The sequence below is a fragment of the Vibrio sp. D3 genome, from assembly GCF_043995865.1.
Classification (GTDB): Bacteria; Pseudomonadota; Gammaproteobacteria; order Enterobacterales; family Vibrionaceae; genus Vibrio; species Vibrio diabolicus.
Map to the genome: position 1 here is coordinate 434,959 of NZ_CP171886.1, position 19,017 is coordinate 453,975.

4 protein-coding genes are annotated in these 19,017 nt (G+C 45.5%); 3 read left to right on the forward strand and 1 reads right to left on the reverse strand.

Annotated features, from left to right (window positions below):
• Window positions 1-102 precede the first annotated feature (102 nt).
• The 3 genes from yccS (at window position 103) to ACHFJ9_RS01925 (ending at window position 3,054) form a co-directional block, all read left to right on the forward strand.
• Complete coding sequence (gene yccS, locus ACHFJ9_RS01915) at window positions 103-2,256, forward strand: YccS family putative transporter (RefSeq protein ID WP_005396670.1); 2,154 nt, start codon at window positions 103-105, stop codon at window positions 2,254-2,256.
• Window positions 2,257-2,440: 184 nt separating this feature from the next.
• Window positions 2,441-2,671, forward strand: a complete 231-nt coding sequence (locus ACHFJ9_RS01920; protein ID WP_041853076.1) for a hypothetical protein — start codon at window positions 2,441-2,443, stop codon at window positions 2,669-2,671.
• A gap of 80 nt (window positions 2,672-2,751) precedes the next feature.
• Window positions 2,752-3,054: a hypothetical protein gene (locus ACHFJ9_RS01925; RefSeq protein ID WP_366999961.1), complete on the forward strand. Its 303-nt coding sequence runs from the start codon at window positions 2,752-2,754 to the stop codon at window positions 3,052-3,054.
• A gap of 159 nt (window positions 3,055-3,213) precedes the next feature.
• Here the strand turns inward: ACHFJ9_RS01925 and ACHFJ9_RS01930 are convergent, their stop codons facing one another.
• Window positions 3,214-18,585 (reverse strand): retention module-containing protein, encoded by a 15,372-nt coding sequence (locus ACHFJ9_RS01930; protein ID WP_395354985.1) that lies wholly within the window; start codon window positions 18,583-18,585, stop codon window positions 3,214-3,216.
• Window positions 18,586-19,017: the final 432 nt, after the last annotated feature.

Consider the following 19,017-nt stretch of genomic DNA (forward strand, 5'->3'; position numbering starts at 1 on the left):
ATTTTATCAGCAACAACGAATTTTTCTTAAAGTAAATCATAAACGCGCTATAGTGGGTTTGGTAGTATTCCCCCGTTCTTCATCGGAAACATAAGGCGCATTGTGCAAGCAACTTCTAAATTTCGGCTCTACTGGGCAAACAAGACCATAAATTACAGCGTTCTTATCCTAATCACCTTACTGGGTGTGGTTATCCCGACTTGGTACTTCGAGCAAAACACGCTGATCACGCCTCTAATATTGGGCGTTATTGCTGCTGCTTTGGCAGAGAGTGATGACAGCTTCACTGGGCGCATCAAGGCGCTGATTCTGACCTTTCTCTGTTTTGCGCTCGCCGCTTTCTCAATTGAAATCTTGTTCGACACCCCTTGGGCATTTGCATTAGGGTTATTTATCTCAACCTTTGGTTTTATCATTCTTGGAGCGATAGGTCCTAAATACGCGAGCATTGCTTTTGGCTCTTTGCTGATCGCCATTTACACCATGCTTGGTGCGCATGAAAGTACTAACATTTGGTTTCAGCCACTACTGCTTTTAACTGGTGCTGCTTGGTATTACTTCATGTCGATGATTTGGCAGATATTTTGGCCTCTTCAGCCTGTGCAACAAAGCTTAGCCAATGTGTTCTTCCAAATGGCAAATTATCTCGATGCGAAAGCCAAGCTCTTTCACCCTGTCACCAACCTAACGCCACAGCCACTTCGGATTGAAGCCGCCAAGTGCAACGCAGCGACGGTGATGGCGCTAAACGCTTGCAAAGCCACATTACTAAACCGCTCGAAACGCGGCCACATTGATGGCCCTAGTGACCGATTCTTAAATATCTACTTCATCGCTCAAGACATCCACGAACGAGTCAGCTCTAGCCATTACCGCTATCAAGATTTAGCAACTGAATTTGAACGTTCTGATGTGCTGTTTCGTTTTAAATATCTTTTGGAATCTCAAGCCCAAGCGTGTCGTGATATTGCATTAGCGATTCAGCTAGGGAATGAATACTCACATACCGATCAGTCCATCTTGGCCTTAGCTGAAGTGCAAAATTCACTTGCTTACTTAGAAGAACAAAAGCAAGGACACTGGAAACGTCTGCTAATGCAGTTAACATATTTATTCAATAACTTAGCGACGGTAGAAAAGCAACTGAATAACATTAACAACCCAGATGTTGAGGGCCTAGAGGAAGATACCCTCGCCGATACTAACCCGCACACATTAAAAGCCATGTGGCAGCGTATATCCGCGAATTTACACAAAGATTCGATGCTGTTTCGACACGCATTGCGTATGTCGATTGCCTTGACGATTGGTTATGGAATCATTCAAGTATTCAACATCGACCGAGGTTACTGGATACTCTTAACCACTCTCTTCGTGTGTCAGCCGAACTACAGCGCAACACGTCAAAAACTGACAGCGCGAGTCATAGGCACATTAGCTGGTTTGTTAATTGGCGTACCATTACTGACTTTCTTCCCTTCTCAAGAAAGCCAGTTAGTATTCATCGTTATTTCTGGCGTGATGTTTTTCGCCTTTCGGATGAACAATTACGGATACGCAACCGGTTTTATCACACTACTGGTCCTCTTCTTATTCAACCAGTTAGGAGAAGGTTACGCGGTTGTGCTTCCTCGACTAGCTGATACCCTCATCGGGTGTGTGCTTGCTGTAGGAGCCGTGCTGGTTATTTTGCCAGATTGGCAATCGAGAAGGCTGCACAAAGTCATGTCGGATGCGATAGATGCTAACAAACAGTATCTCGATCAGATCATTGGTCAGTATCGAATTGGTAAAAAGGACAACTTGAGCTATCGCATTGCTCGTCGTCAAGCCCATAACAGTGATGCCTCACTTTCTTCTGCCATCAGTACAATGCTTGCGGAACCTGGTAAATATCGTGCTGCCGTTGATGAGAGCTTCCGCTTCTTAACGTTAAATCACGCAATGCTGAACTATATTTCTGCTCTTGGCGCGCACCGAACTCGCATTGAAGATGAGTCTATTCATAAGCTCGTTTTAGATGCACACCGCTGTATTCATCAGCATTTAGACGTTCTCCATAAACAGCTTCACCAGCATTGCGAAGAGTGCGATTTATCTAATATTGACGATGCGGGACTTGAGCAACGCTTAAATGAGTGGCGAGATGAAGATGATAGTTCCGCTCGCATGGTATTGCAGCAACTTCACCTTATCTATCGCATGCTCCCAGAGCTACATTCACTCGCCAGTAAGTTTGCAGTGAGGGTTAACTAGTAACACACGGATAGAAAAGGGAAGCGGATTGTCGCTTCCTTTTTTCTTTCTACTTTTCTATCTACCCCAAAGTGGGTAATTATGTACCTTCATAGGAAAAATCTGACGTATCACTTAACACACCTTGACAATGTTCGGACAAAAAGCAATCGATCAAATTCTAATCTATCTAGGTTGAATAAATATGTTGTATCCAAAGGACGAAGAATTTCGGGAAATGAAGGATAAACCGAATTACAACGAGGGTATTGAGATGAACGCACAACAATTTAATGAACTTAAACAAAAGCTCAGTGATTTAACGGCGAGTCAGTTGAAATCATTACAGGGTGAGATAAGCGTAAAGTTAAACAAAACACAAAACCCAGTACTTTCTGTTGAAGAAAGAGAAATGCTTTCTAAACTGTTTGCTTAATCAAATCATTGATATAAAACACTTGAACGTTTTATAAACTCCACCTATGCTCTCATTAGCATAGTATTGGGAGTGGTGATATGCCTGTATCAGGAATTCAATCTGGGCACCAAATTCTTCAGATGTCACAGCAGATGGCTGAAAAAGCCGCGCATGGTATTAATGATAATTTAGGTAAAGTGAAAGAAGAGATCGCTTCTCACAACATCGATTTGGCTAAAGTGGCAGATGTCGCAATAACCGCTTCAACTCCTAACCTCCCTTCTCAAAAAGTTGAATCACTCATCAACCTTACGCAAGCTGCAGGTTACAACCGAGTGGGTGCGTCCGTCATTGAGAAAAACAATGAAGTCATTGGCAGCTTACTCGATATTCACGTCTAAAACTTCTTAGTTCCGACCTGTCACTACAAATCCGTAACAAGCCCTCTTTTGCTATCTAATGTTGTGCTATTTCGATTCAATAAGTCTCGATAAAAATCAATAACTCCCAATAAAAACGGACGCCTTGTTAAAGCCGCCCGTTTTATGTTGAATCCAGATTTATCCGTTATCAATAACACCGTGATTCAGCAATGACTCTACAATCTCATTGGAGCTAAGACCGTTGAAGTCTATCGATGTACCTAAGTTTTCCACAACAATGGTTTGCTGGACATTTGCATCCGTCGTAATGTTCAGAGAAACATTTTCTGTTGATGCGTCGTAATCGGCTTGAATGTGCGCAAGTAAATCATCAATACCTGCCGTTGGATCATTCAAATCAGCGATCACGTCTTTGAGGTCAATGGTGTCCTCATTGACGCTAAAGTCAGTGATGGTGTCAATCGCACCATTATCCACCGTGTCTTCTGTCCATTTAAAGATATCGCTACCCGCACCACCAGTCAGAATATCAGAGCCTAGTCCGCCAATAAGCACGTCATCTCCATCTCCTCCTAGGATATAATCATCTCCCGTACCTGCTGCTAAAGTAATGCCTGTATCACTACCAATAAGATAGCTGTCTTCACTTTCAGCAGACTGATCAATATCTTGATTATTTAGCGTAACGTTTAGATTAATATCTAATGGCGTTGAATACGCTTGGTCACCATTTGATGCAGTAGAAACCGCAGTCAATGTAATATCGTAATCTCCCGGGATCGCATTATTGATATGTAGCGTATCAATTTCATCTTCTGGAACAGTCCATGTTGTACCATCAAAGCTGATATTCGATGTTGTAGCTTCACTCGTGATAGTGGCTCCTCTTGGCACGCCAGTGAGCTCTAAGGCCAGTACTTCATCGACATCGGTCAACGCCGCCATAATACCCACCAGCGCGATGCCTTGACGGCTTGCACTTTGACTCGCACTAATTCTTTGAATGTAACTAAAGTTCTGATCAATGGCCAAGTTTGGTACGTCAGCGACCGGCGTTACGTTAATATCAAACGTTTCTGATGTTTGTAGTGAGGTACCCGTTAAGTTGTCATAGAAGATACCGTTGTCATCAGCGGTAACGGTAAGCGCAATAGAATTGCTGTTCACGTCACTGGCATCAATAAATACACCGATATCCGGATCCGTCGAAGCGAAAAGACTATTAAGCTGAGACAAAGTCCCCATCAGTACAGTTTCACCTGCTAAACCAACGCCTTGAGTAATGCCACTCCCAGCCGGGACAAGGACACTTATATCACCCTCATCGATGCTGAGTGACACCGTCATGATTTCATTCTCATGAACACCTGCAAAATCAACATCGGTAATTTCGATACCTGAGATTTTTTGATCCGATGACTCCACAATCGTATTTGTGACCATTGAGCCATCAACCTCCGGAGCATCGTTAATCGCCTGCACTGTCATCACGGCTGAGCCACTGACGGTCTTCGGATCCGAGACGCCATTGGTCATGCCATCATCCGTAATATCGTAATTAAAGCTTACATCCCCGTAAAAATCAGGAGCAGGTTCAAAGCTCCACTCCGTTGAGCTCAGTTGAGTAAGCGTCCCTGCTGCAGGGTCGACAAGCGTAACATTGCTAACGGTTAAATTGTCCGACTCAATATCAACCGCATTAACCAGCAAGTCCGCTGCGGTAACAATAACAGCGCCGCTGTCTTCATCAATACTTGTCAACGTCACGTCAGATGTTGTTGGCGCATCGTTCACCTCTGTGACTTCAATTACAAATTGGCTGCTATTTGAATTGAGTGTTTCATCGACACCGCTAATCACAATCCCTTCGTTGCCTTGGTCATCGACAGAGATGTCAACATTGACGTTACCAAAGAAGTTAAGCGCTGGGTTAAACTCCACTAAACCATCAGCGATAGCGGCGTTAAGGTTAGATACGGTTCCTTTCAGTTCAATTGAACCAGTGCCGTCTCCAGAAACCGTCAATCCGTAAGTGGCAATAATCGATGGATTGAGCGCCAAGTAACCGCTATCGACAGCAATATTCAAGACATACTCTGCGGTAGGATCATCAAGTACCGCATCCACATCCGAAATACCAAATGTATCCAGCAGGATAGCGTTGTCTTCTGGTGTTTCAACGTCAATGACATTCACGAAGTCCGGTCGATCATTCACCGCTTCAACATCAACAGCTACGTCAAACTCCTCGGCTGAACCTAAATTTTGGCGACCATCGAGCCCGGTATCAACGGCTTGCACTTTGAAATGCAGTGACCCTACCCATGAGTTATCGTTTCGATCACCAGAATTAAAGACCACTTGATCCAAATCTTGAGCATCGATTTCTAATACTAAGACGCCATTTCCTTGGTCAGTAAACACCGTTCCATCGGGTAATGAAACACTCCCCCCATCAGGGACATTTGAAATCTCAACTCTCAGCATCTCTGGATCATTTTCCTGGTAGGTTGCGCCATCTCCGATGGACTCTTTGTTATCAACCACCAACGCATTGACGTTGATAACAATATCTTCTCCCTCATTCCCCGCAGCTGAAGTATCAGGATTCACATCAACATCATCGCCAATAGGATTCACAACCAGCGTAAAGTTATTAGTTCGCTCAGTTGGTACTTGTAACAATTCTTCTTGGATGAACACGGTAATGCCAATCTCTGCCTCACCACTGAAGTTTTTCGGCGGTTTGATTTGGATGTCACTCAAATCAACGGATGTCTGAGTAAGGTCTTTTAGCTGAATACTCCATTCTCCTCCGCCGTTGTTCTTAACAACATAATCAGAGGAATTGGATTGCACGACAAAGTCATCAGGGATCCCTGTTAACTTGAGTGAAACGAAACTTTCAGAGCCATCATTATCGTTTAAGCTGATCGAAACCCCTGAGCCCGATTGATTCAACGAAATTAAAGTATCTTCGTCACCAACCACGGTAATTGGCTGCGTAGGATCGGCACCTGTAATCGTAATATCGTCCACCACTGGCGTAACTTCGAATGTCACGTCATCAGTAAAAGTTCTTATGTCGATATTATCGCCAGGGTTATTTAGGATAGACTGATCAAATACAGCCTCGTCCGTGATCTCTCCTTCGATATTAATCTTGACGGTGTTTTGTCCCCCACCTACGGGATAATTTTCTTTCGGCTTAAACAGAATATTATCAAGCGCACCCGCTAAAATCTCTGCTTCATTAAACTCAATACTTGTCCCTAAGCTATTGCCATTTGCGTCAACAAACTCCCCCAGTGTTGTGTCATCGAGCTCTAACTTGATATTCGTTAGCGTTTCCTGACCACCTTGGATATTGTTATAACGGTCGGCAAAATCGACATTTAGATTAAGTTGGATTAAACCATCTTCATAACCCACACCATCCGCCGTTGGTACATCGTTATTTAGGTCATTAACTGGTTGTTTGTTAGCGTCTAAACCGAGAGTACCTGTGATATCCACTGTCACATTTGGTGTAACATCACCATCTAATGGCTGATCACCCGCCGAACTCGGAACATCTGCAATCGGTAAAACCTGAACTGGAATTCGCACGTTGTTTTCTTTTTCGTCGCCAGACTCTGTGTCTTTGGTGACAAACCTCACAGGCAATTCGAAATCACCAGCGTAATCTTCTGCCAAGTGCATTGTTAAACCGTCCAAACCTTTGATATTGCCACTAGCATCAATATCTGCTTGGAAAACGTATTTACCATTGACAAAATCGATATCAGTGCCTGTTATCACCAAGCCTGGAGGAATACCGGGTGCGGATGGATCAATAACAACAGTCAAAACATCTTCCACACCATCCGCATTAATCGCATCGACTTTCGACGTCAATTGAGTGCCAAGGTCGATCGCATTATCTTCCGATGCTTCAATTTGGACGTCATCAGCCACCTGAATTTCAGCGGCAACACTTGTTTGCGGCGTGAGAACCGTCGGAAACTCAAGTGTCACGTTAGTTTCTCTTGCCACTGTTGCGTCTTTTTCAACGGCATCTTCACCTAAATCGTTGACCTCGGCATAGATGGTTAACCCAATTTGAGATAGACCGCCGTTGTCACCATCATCGCTGTCGTCGTTTGGCGTTAAATCAAGACCTGAAGGCGCTTTAATTGAGAAGTTTTCTTCGTCAATGACTGTCCATCGACCGCCGCCTTCGTTCAATGCACCAACAATGACCAATTGATTGAGAATCTCAGGGTCGACATTGTGGAACTGAACAACAAGCTGAGTCACCACTTCATCTGAAGAGGCGTCAAACTCTTGGTATTTGATGATATTCGCACCAGACTCCCCACCCGTTGAAGTATTGATCGTAAAATCAATGTTCCCTTGACCGTCTGACTTCACGATGTCAGTGACAACGCCAGTGCTTTCAGTAACAAGCAAACGTGTCTGGGCGTCTAGCGATCCTGTTGTATTTTCTGGCTCAACGATTGGATTGACTTGGACATGCACCATGCCATTGATGGTTTTTTCTGCAATTCCCTGCCCTGGATTAGAAGCATCGACATATTCGTGGTCAATCTCTTTCACCGTCACCGTAGTATTCAAATCAAAGTCAGTACTAGAGTCTTGCTCTAATTGCACCTGGACATACCCGCTTTGAGAGATTCGAACAGAAAAGTCTTGCTCCGACTCGTTCGCTAGTGGCGAAAGTGTTAATGTTCCAGAAACCAATGTTTGTGCTACGCCATCGACATAAACCGTGCTGCCTGGAGGAAATCCAGAAATCGTCACATCACTAAAGAACTCGTCTGTATCAGGGCTTTGAGCCAACGTTGGCTTCCAATCAATATTAAAGCGTGTATCTTCATCACCTTCTGATTGAACCGTGTAGTTATCTTGCGCATCAATGACAGGAGCGACAATAATTCGGATCTCACCCGATGAGGTTCGACTGTGACCATCATTCTCTGTGACGATCGTCGTCGCTGTAATATGAATGTTCTCCGTCGATGACGCTTCCGGTTTAATAACAATTCCAGAATTAATATTCGCCGTGGTGATATTGGCTTCATAGATTGGCTGATTTTGCGCGTCATAGCCTACAAAGGTCAGATCGACGGATGCACCATCGCTATCAAATACCTCGACACCTGCCGGAATATTGGACAGCAGAACCGTAACCGACTCTGAGTGATCATTCGGGTTATCTGGTAACTCGCCAGAGATGACACTAAAGCCCAACTCTACTTGACCATTCTCATCGATATTAGTCTCAATACCTCTCACATTGCCGTCATTAAACTCATGCCAGATCCCTGATTTATCATTCAGCTCAATAAATGGTATGTCAGCTACGCCTTTCACACCGACGATCACTGTTTTGCTGCCTAGTGACAACATATCTTTGGCAACCCCACTAGATAACGATGCCGTATCTTTTACGATACCTTCAACGTTGAAAGTAAAGTCATCATTGCTGTGCAACGGAGGAAGCACTTCGACGTTGGCTAACTCAGATTCTGGCACTTCGTAATAGAGTACATTGCCGCTTGAATCGGTCACTTCCACTATTTGGCTTGGGTTTGCTGAATCAAGCCACACTAACGTAACGCCATCAATTGAGAAGTCAGAAATACGCACAAACAGTGCTTCAGAACCATCTAAATCCGCAGACGGCTTCATGGTAATCACTTCACTTAACTGAAGTGGATCATGATCCGTGACAGGATTGACGGTGTCTTGAGTTCGAGCGTTATCCTCAAAGACATTGATTCGGTTGACTGTAAAACTACCTGGGTCCGCGATTGGGTTAACCTCAATGATGATAGTTTCTGTCTCTGAACGTGCCGTTTCCTTCCCTGATAACGGATTATTGTTTTCTGTTGTAATCGCGGTTACATCAATCTTGATTTCGCCCGAGAAATTATCGATTGGGTCAATTTGAACGTCACCAATTCGGCTGGCATCTACGAGATAAACACCACCAGTTTGTGGAATCGCACTACCATCCGAATATACTAACTCTGCGTTACCTTCCCCTTGTGTAAAGACGAGCTCGTACACTATATCTTCAGGATTACTAGTATCCTGAGTTTCCGCCGTGATATTAAGTGCGACGTTGTTTCCGTCTTCATCGACAGAATAGTTAAACTCGCTGCTCGTCGTCCAAGTCGCAATATCTGCAACGGCAGCAACTTCAATGTCTAAACGACCATTAATCGTATGATCTGGCGTACCATTGTTAAGAATTTCCACACGGATACGAGGATCGATACCAGAAGCATCGGTCGAGGTATGACGATCTGGTACGAAGTACAAGTTATCTAACGAGACAAGCTCGCCACTAAATGATTGCTCGACATTCGACGCATCGAGAACAACCGTATCGCCTACTGGTGTCAGTTCAATGAAGTTACCGCTGCCATCTCGGTAATAGAAAGTACCGTTGTGCGTGCTTGCATCTCGAATCGTGATGTCACCTAAGCTTTCGTTACGATCGATATCATGCAAATCGATAACCAAATCGACTTTCGCCGGCGTCACATCCAGCGTCGACAAGTTATCCTGAGTATTTGCAGAGTCAACGCCCACAACGACGCCATCACGCCCTTGGTCCTCGAACGCAGTAACGGTAGACGTGTCAATTTGCGCATTACGGTCTCTTATCGAGATATCCACATCGGCATCAGCAATGTCGCCATCACCATCGGTTGCAACAACGTTGATGGTGAAATCAATCGAGTCGGTTTCGGTATGGTCAAGATCGTCATTAGGACGGAATGACACACTGCCATCAGTTCGAACAACCAAACGACCGATTTCAGTATCCACTCCGTCAAGAACCTTGTGAACAAATACGACTTGGTCGCTGCCGTTCAAATCGACAGAATCGGAATCAACACCGTTTTGCTTAAAGTAAATGCCTGAATCATCAGCCGAAAATGAAGTTATTTGTGCGCCGTCAGCACCAAGATCGTCATCACCTTCTACAGGGTCTTGGAATAAATGAACCGTGCGACTGCCTTGCCCCTCAACACGCGAAATAGATGCATCGTACAAGGTTGGAACATCATCGGTAATCGTCACTGGTAAGTTAATACCGGCCGTATCGCCATCGACATCGGTCGCGAAGACTGGGAGATCAAGTATGAGTGTATCTTCGCCTTGGGTTGAGTGGTCTAGCGCCCCCTCGAGTGTAAACTTGTAAGAGCCGTCAGCGTTCAAAACTAGCGTGAACACTGAGTTACCATCAGGTGTTTGACCTTGATAAGTAAAGTTGTTGTTGCTTACCGCGGTTTGAACTAACGTCACCGCAAGACCACCTGAAGTGACTCCCGGGATCGGGTTAGAAGTAAGATCCAACTGGTAAGAGACAACGGTATCTGCCCCTTCCACCGTATCGAAATTACCCGTTGCTTCAAGGCTGTCTTTGTTGGTTGCCTGAGAGCCATTGGTGAGGTCGTCCTCATCAACAGCCAAAGCATCTGCTGATTTAATTTCGGGAATGTCATCAACCACTGTAATTGGAAGATTCAGTGAAGATGACGTGTCACCATCAAAATCTGTGACTGTAATTGGGATATCAATGACAAGGTTGTTTTCACCTTGAACGGCGTCATGGTCGATTGGTCCCAACAGTTCAAATTGGTAACTGTCGTTATTCGCATCAAGAGACAACGTGAAGATCTTAGTTGATGTACCAGTAATCACCGCTTCGTAACTGGTTACACCACCAACCGAGCTCACCAAATTCAACTCTATGCTGCTGCCGTTTGAAGTTAAGCCAGACACAACCGCATTGAGGTCAGAAACTTGGTAGCTGACAATCTCATCCGCACCATCAACGACTTCAAATCCACCAGTTAATACCGTTGAATCGCCACTTGTCGTGTCTGAGCCACCAGCAAGATCATCTTCATCTACCGTTTGCTGGCTAGAGTCTGTCAATTTCACAATCGCTGGAACATCGTCCACCACTGTGATTGGCAAAGTGATGTTGTTTGATACATCACCGTCAAAATCGGTCGCGTTGACTGGGAAGTTGATGACTAGCGAGTTTTCATCGTTACCCGCAGGATGATCAAGCGCACCCAACAGTTCAAATTCATAGCTGTCTGCTGAGCCATTTAGCGTCAGTTTAAAGACGGTATCCGTCGTACCTTGTACATAAGCTCTGTACTCAATCACACCATTTGAATTTGAAAACTCAACTAACTCAAGCTGTTCACCACCTGAGGTAAGGCTAGAAACAGGCGATGTTAAGCTATCCAACTGGAAGCTAACGATAGAATCGGCACCATCGGTAACGTCAAAGTTGCCACCAATGATATTGGATTCTGGCGTGTCGTCCGACCCTTGGCTTGGAATATCATCCTCATCCACAGACAAGGTACTACCAGAGCTAATAGCATCAATGGTTGGTTTGTCATCTACGATCGTCACTGGCAAGGTCGCAGTGATGGTATCGTTGTCGCCATCTGTAATCTTCACAGGTAGATTCAACAAAATCTCATCAGAGTTAACCGCGTGATCTAACTGACCAGATAACTCAAAGTCGTATTTACCATCTTGATGAAGTGTCAGCGTAAAAACAGTCACTCCGCTCGGAGTTTGTCCCACGTAAACAAGCGCGTCAGCAGTTGAAGCACTAACGTCTTGAGAAAGCGTGACGTCTTCCCCACCCGATTTCAGATTCGGGATAGGATTTGAGCTCAGATCCAATTCGAAAGCATCAATACCATCTGCGCTGGTTACTTCAAATTCACCCGATACCGTTAATGGCTCTTTAGTGCCATCAGAACCAAGAGGTAAGTCATCTTCGTCTACACGTAGACTTTCAATATTGGTAACAACTGGAACATCGTCCACAACGGTAATTGGCAATGTGAAGACTGGTGAAGTATCACCATCATTATCTGTCGCCGTCACAGGGAGATTAATAACAATCTCGTTTTGCTGATTACCATCTGGATGATCAAGCGGCTTCTGTAAATCGAACTCGTAGGTGTTGTTCGTTGCATCCAACGTCAGTTCGAAAACCACTTCAGCAGGATTGCCAGCAACACCTTGGTATACGTTCACACCGTTTGCGCTAGAAGACAGAACTAAGGTGATAGCTTCACCATCTGAAGTCAGTGACGCAACAGGCGTGGTCAGGTCACTAAGCTGAATAGAAGCAACTTGGTCAGCACCTTCGGTGATATCAAAAGTACCTGAAATAACAGTATCTTCTGCACTTGCAGCATCAGTACCTGCTGGTAGGTCATCTTCATCAACGGTTTGTTCGCTGCCTGCTAGTAAACCATCAATGGTCGGAACATCATCCATAACCGTAATTGGTAAGGTGATGTTGTTCGACACGTCTCCATCAAAGTCAGTCGCGTTTATCGGTAAATTGATGACCAGTTCATTTTGGCCATCAGCATTTGGATGATCGAGAGGAGCAAGCAAGTCGAACGTGTAACTATCATCAGAGGCATCGAGGGTCACTCGGAATACTGGTGTCGTCGTGCCATCAATACGTGCTTCGTAAACTGAAACGCCACCTGCGTTTGATACTTCAACCATAACCAGTGATTGACCACCAGAGGTCAGGCCTTGTACTGGCGTCGTTAGGTCAGAAACACCATACTCTACAATGCCATCAGAGCCATCAGTCGCGATGAAGTTACCGGCAATGCTGTTCGACTGCGTACCATCAGATCCGACTGTTGGGATATCGTCCTCGTCAACCGTTTGCACACTGGTTGCTTCGATGCCACCAAGTGTCGGCTTGTCATCAACGATCTTGACAGGAATTGTCTCAGCAAAGGTGTCGCCATCAAAGTCTGTCGCAATAATTGGGAAGTTGAGTGTTAACTCGTCGCTATCAACAGCATGGTCGATTGGCCCTTCAAGCGTGAAGTTGTAACTACCATCAGTATTCACCGTCAGCGTAAAGACTGCTTCTGTGCCTGCCGTTGCTTTATAGGTAAAGCTGCCGTCGCCATTTGCGGTTTCAGTCAGCGTGACCGCCACGCCTTGTGATGTAAGGCCATCAACTGGTGTTGCAGAGGCGTCAAGCTGATAACTCACCACTCGGTCCGAGCCTTGTGTGGTGGTAAAGTTGCCATCGATTGAAATCGGGTCAGTTTGGTCTGAGCCAATCGTGCCTAAGTCATCTTCATCAACGGTAATCGCATCAACATCGGTAATGGTCGGTTTATCATCCACGATGGTGACTGGGATCGTTTCTGTGGTGGTATCACCATCAAAATCTGTCGCGATGATTGGGAAGTTCAGCGTGAGCTCATCACTACCTGTTGCATGGTCAATTGGACCTTCAAGCGTGAAGTTGTAACTGCCGTCGCTGTTCACCGTCAAGGTAAATACGGCTTCTGATCCTGCGGTAGCGATATAGGTGAAACTGCCATCCGCATTCGCGCTTTCCGTCATTGTCACCAATACCCCGTGTGAGGTTAAGCCATCAACAGGGTTAGAGGATGCATCTAACTGATAACTCACAACATGATCAGAACCCATCGTGACAAAGTGACCATCAATCGACACGGACTCGTTTTGATCAGAGCCAATCGTAGCCAGGTCATCTTCATCCACGCTGATCGCATCAACATTAGTGATGCTTGGCTGATCATCAACAATAGTGACAGGCAGTATTTTAGTTGAAGTGTCGCCATCAAAGTCTGTTGCGATAATCGGGAAATCGATTTGTAGGCTGTCGCTATTCATCGCATGGTCTAGTGGACCTTGCAGAGTAAAGGTGTAGCTGCCATCTGGCTTCAGCACTAACTCAAATACGGCATTGCCATCTGCTGTGGCAGTGTAAGTAAAGCTACCATCACCGTTTGCCGTCTCAGCAAGCACGACAGGTTCACCATGAGAGGTCAATCCAGCAACTGGATTTGCCGTTGCATCAAGCTGGTATTTAACAACGCTGTCCGAGCCTTCTGTCGTACTAAACGAACCAGACATAAACGCATCATCGTTTTGGTCTGAGCCTATTGTGGCGAGATCATCTTCGTCTACTGTCAGTGGAACAACGTTGTCAATGCTTGGAACGTCATCAGTAATGGTGACTGGAATGGTCGCGGTCGTCGTAGCACCATCAAAATCCGTCGCAATGATTGGGAAGTTCAGTACTAACTCATCGCTGTTTAACGCATGGTCGACCGGCCCTTCCAGACGGAAGTTGTATGTACCGTCTGCATTCACATTCATGGTGAAGACAGGGTTACCATCCGCGGTAGCAACGTAAGTAAAGCTGCCATCGGCATTCGCAGTCTCTACCAAGGTAACAGGCTCACCTTGCGAAGTTAACCCCAAAACAGGATCAGCCGTTGAGTCAAGTTGGTAGCTCACCACACGGTCTGACCCTTGAGTGGTCGTGAAAGCACCTTCTACATAAACAGCGTCGCTTTGGTCTGAGCCAATACCTGAGAGATCATCTTCATCCACAGCCAGCGGCACGACGTTATCGATGACTGGTGCATCATCCGTGATCGTGACTGGAATAGTTGCCGTGGCCGTATCACCATCAAAATCGGTGGCAATAATCGGGAAATCAATGGTTAGGCTGTCGCTGTTGGCCGCATGGTCGATTGGTCCTTGAAGCGTAAAGTCGTACGTACCATCCGTTGCGACGTTTAGGGTAAAAATAGGGTTACCATCTGCGGTCGCGACATAGGTAAAGCTGCCATCACCATTCGCGGTTTCCACCAAGGTAATCGCCTCACCTTGAGACGTCAGGCCCGCAACAGGATCGGCTGTTGAATCCAATTGATAGCTCACCACTCGGTCAGAACCTTGAGTGGTGGTAAATGCGCCTTCAACAAACAGATCGCCGCCTGGGTCGGAACCTACAACGTTAAGGTCATCCTCATCAACATTCAGCGCACCAACGGCTGTAATAGTCGGTACATCATCAACTATCGTGACTGGAATGATTTCAGTTACTGTGTCGCCATCAAAGTCTGTCGCGATAATTGGGAAGTTTAGTGTCTGCTCGTCACTATCAACCGCGTGATCAATTGGTCCTTCTAACGTGAAGTTATATGAGCCATCAGTATCTACTGTCAGAGTAAATACTGGGTTGCCACCCGCTGTCGCTTCATAAGTGAAACTACCATCACCATTTGCGATTTCTGTCAGTGTGACAGCCACGCCTTGCGACGTTAAACCGTCAACCGGTGTTGCAGAAGCATCAAGTTGGTAACTCACCACTCGGTCAGAGCCTTGTGTGGTAGTAAAGTTGCCATCAATAGAAATTGGATTACTTTGGTCTGAACCGATTGATGCTAGATCATCTTCATCAACCGTAATTGCATCCACATCAGTAATAACTGGCTTATCGTCCACGATGGTGACAGGGATAGTCGCGTTTGTGGTGTCACCATCAAAGTCTGTTGCGATGATTGGGAAGTTGAGTGTTAACTCATCGCTATCAACAGCATGATCAATTGGCCCTTCAAGCGTGAAGTTATAAGAGCCATCGGTATTCACTGTAAGCGTAAAGACCGCTTCACTACCCGCTGTTGCTTTATAAGTAAAGCTGCCATCACCGTTTGCGGTTTCAGTCAGCGTGACTGCCACGCCTTGCGATGTAAGGCCGTCAACTGGTGTTGCAGACGCGTCAAGCTGATAGCTCACTACTCGGTCAGAACCTTGTGTGGTGGTGAAGTTGCCATCGATTGAAATCGGGTCAGTTTGATCCGAACCAATCGTGCCTAAGTCATCTTCATCAACGGTAATCGCACCGACATCGGTAATGGTCGGTTTATCATCCACGATGGTAACAGGCAGTACGATTTGGCTTGTGTCACCATCGAAATCGGTAGCAATAACGCTAAAATCAAGGGTTAAGCTGTCGCTATTTGCCGCATGGTCGATTGGACCTTGCAGCTCAAAACTGTACGAGCCATCAGTATTCAAAATTAATGTGAAAACTGCACTGCCATTTGCCGTTGCGCTGTAGGTGTAACTGCCGTCTGCATTTTGCGTTTCGGCAATGGAGACGGTTTGCCCTTGAGATTGCAGGCCATTTAAAGGATCAGCGTTTACATCCAGCTGATACTGTACAACGCCATCAGAGCCCTGAGTTGTCGTGAACTGGCCTTCAACCAGCGTTGGCTGTGATTGGTCAGAGCCTACCGAACTTAAGTCATCTTCATCGACGGCAAGAGCAACAACGTCGTTAATGGTTGGCACATCATCAGTAATGGTTACCGGTAGAACAAGTGAACTGGTGTCACCGTCAAAGTCCGTTGCAACAATCGTGAAATCCAAGGTTAGGCTATCGCTACCCACAGCATGATCGATTGGACCTTCAAGGATAAATGAATAAGAACCATCAGGGTTCACTTGTAAGGTGAAGATAGCGTCCCCTTCTGCCGTTGCAGAATAGGTAAAGCTGCCATCTGAGTTGGCTGTTTCCGTCAGAGAGATAGATCGACCCTGTGATTCCAACCCATTGAGTGGATCAGTTCCGCTCTCTAATTGATAACTTACAACTCGGTCTGAGCCCTGAGTTGTCGTGAAACTGCCTTGCGCGAGCACAGAATCGCTTTGATCGGAGCCGATGCTTGATAAATCGTCTTCATCGACGGCTAGCGCATCAACGCCATCAATCGTAGGAACGTCATCTTGAACTTGAATGACAATTTGCGCCGCTTCTGGTGTGTTCGAACCTTGGGTAATAGAGGAGCGATCGCCATCCGCATCTACCGCGTAAACTGGCAGTGAGAAAGTGAGCGCATCATCATTAGCACCCGTATGGTCGAGTTGTTCATACAAGTTGAATTGATATTCGCCCAATGCAGGGGCATCGATCGCCACATCAAATACGGTAATACGCACGCCATCCAGTTCGATGAAGCCTTCGTAAGTGCGCACGCCGTTACTCTCGGACGCGAGTTCCAGTTGAACAACCTGCCCTTGAGATTGGAGTTCTCCACCAACGTTAAACTCTGTAGGTTCCAACTCATAGTGGTCAATGATATCACTACCGACCGATGTCGTGATCGACCCAGAGCCACTTGTTACTACCGCGCCTTCCTGTGAACCTTGGTCAACACCCGCCTCGTCTAAAGACAATCCCGTCACGTTTTCAATCACTGGATTATCACCATCAAGGATGGTCATCGTAAAGGTGTTACTTGCCGTATCTTGGTCGAAATCAACGATTGTGGTTGGCAAAGAGAGCTCAATCGTATCTTCACCGTTTGTTTGTTCTAACGGCTTAAATTGCTCAAATTGGTAGGTACCATCAGTATTCAGACTGATGGTTAAGACGGTTTCATTCGAGCCAGCAATGGACAAGGTGATAGTGCTGCCGTCTTCAGAGAGTACCGCCTCTGTTGCCTGATTATCACTCAATAGGCCATCAAATTGACTAAGTCCTTCTTGATTAAATGTGACCGTTGCCAATTGATCACTACCAATATCAACAAAGGTGCCAGTAATCGGAGTAGAAGAAGATTCAACGTTTTCGAATGTAACGTTTTGCGGCGCCGGATCATCGCCATCAATAACGGTTGTCGTGAAATCGATAGGTGCTTGAATACTGTTACCACCAATATCTGCGCCTGTAATGTCAAAAGCAATATTGATTTGATCACCGACGATAGATACTTGGCCATCAGCGATGGACGCCACATGGTCAATGCCCTGGCTAATCGTGGTAACGACCTCTAACTCTAAATTACGGCCTAAAGATGTCGCTTCGATCTCTATACGAAGCACTTCGTTACCTTCTTGAGTGCCGATAATGGCATTTTGCGCTTCGTCATAAACGAACGCCACTGGCTGACCAGCAGAGGTAATATCACTATTTAGCTCGGTTAACAGAGACTCTAATGAGGACGTTTCAGGTACAAATGAAGCGGTATCAAGTGCGAGATCCCCTGCTTCAATCAGCACACTAGAAGAAATGGTTTGCGGGTAGCTTGATAGAGAAATTGAGCCTTCTGTTACGCTAGATTGCAGTGACTGCCCACCATCAGAAAAAATCGTGACATTCAAACCGTCATCTTCGTCGCGATCATCTTCTCCGCTGCGAGTTGCAGACGTTTCAAAAAAAGTAGACGCGAGTACTTCCGGGTTATTATATTCAACCGTCACGTAGCCAGCATTGGCTGAGCCTTCAGCGCCAGCACCAGCAGCCGTTGCTTCCAAAATAGCAGTCGGGTCAGCACCATCTAAAATGGCCTGTTGGATAGCTGCGACATCATTAGCGTCAAAGTTAGCACCTTCGATAGATGTTGGATCGAAAGTAACCTGGCCATTCACTGGAGATTGCAGCAAGGTTTCTGGTTGTTCAAAAGAAGGTTCTGGAAGGCACGCGACACAATTAGCATCAACCAGATACAGCTCATTATGTATCTGTACATCAAGAGAAGCGTTATTTTCAGTAATGATCACTTCGCCAGATATTAACTCATCCCCCGCTTTTATAGACCTGACTTTTCCATCCAGACCTAAAACCAAGACTTCACCTTTGACAGCATTTACAATCGCGTTCTGCGGCACGGTTTGCGTACTCATCTGACCTCCGCTAATGGCCTACGTTTCCCATTAACCTTTTTAGATAGTTTTTAAATGATTTAGTGCGGCATACTGCACACCTTTAGACGATTAGACTAAGTATCAACTCATTAAACAATCGATAAATGGCGCACTAATGAGCAAAGTAAGTAAAACTTACTAGTAGTCACAGAAATGTGACACATGTCCTAACACCGCAATATCGATTAATTATATGAAATTGATATCTTATTCCGTATAAGTGTAGTCGTTTTAAAAAAGAAGATAGATGAAAACGCTCAGCTAAACGCCAAACTACCGGTTGCAATCAATAATGGAAGAAAAGCAATAAGAATGTTGTATACACCTGAACGTGATGACAACTTAATCAATATTGGTGACGAGAAAAACGTGACGATTAAATATTGAATGACATAAATCGTTGGACAAAAT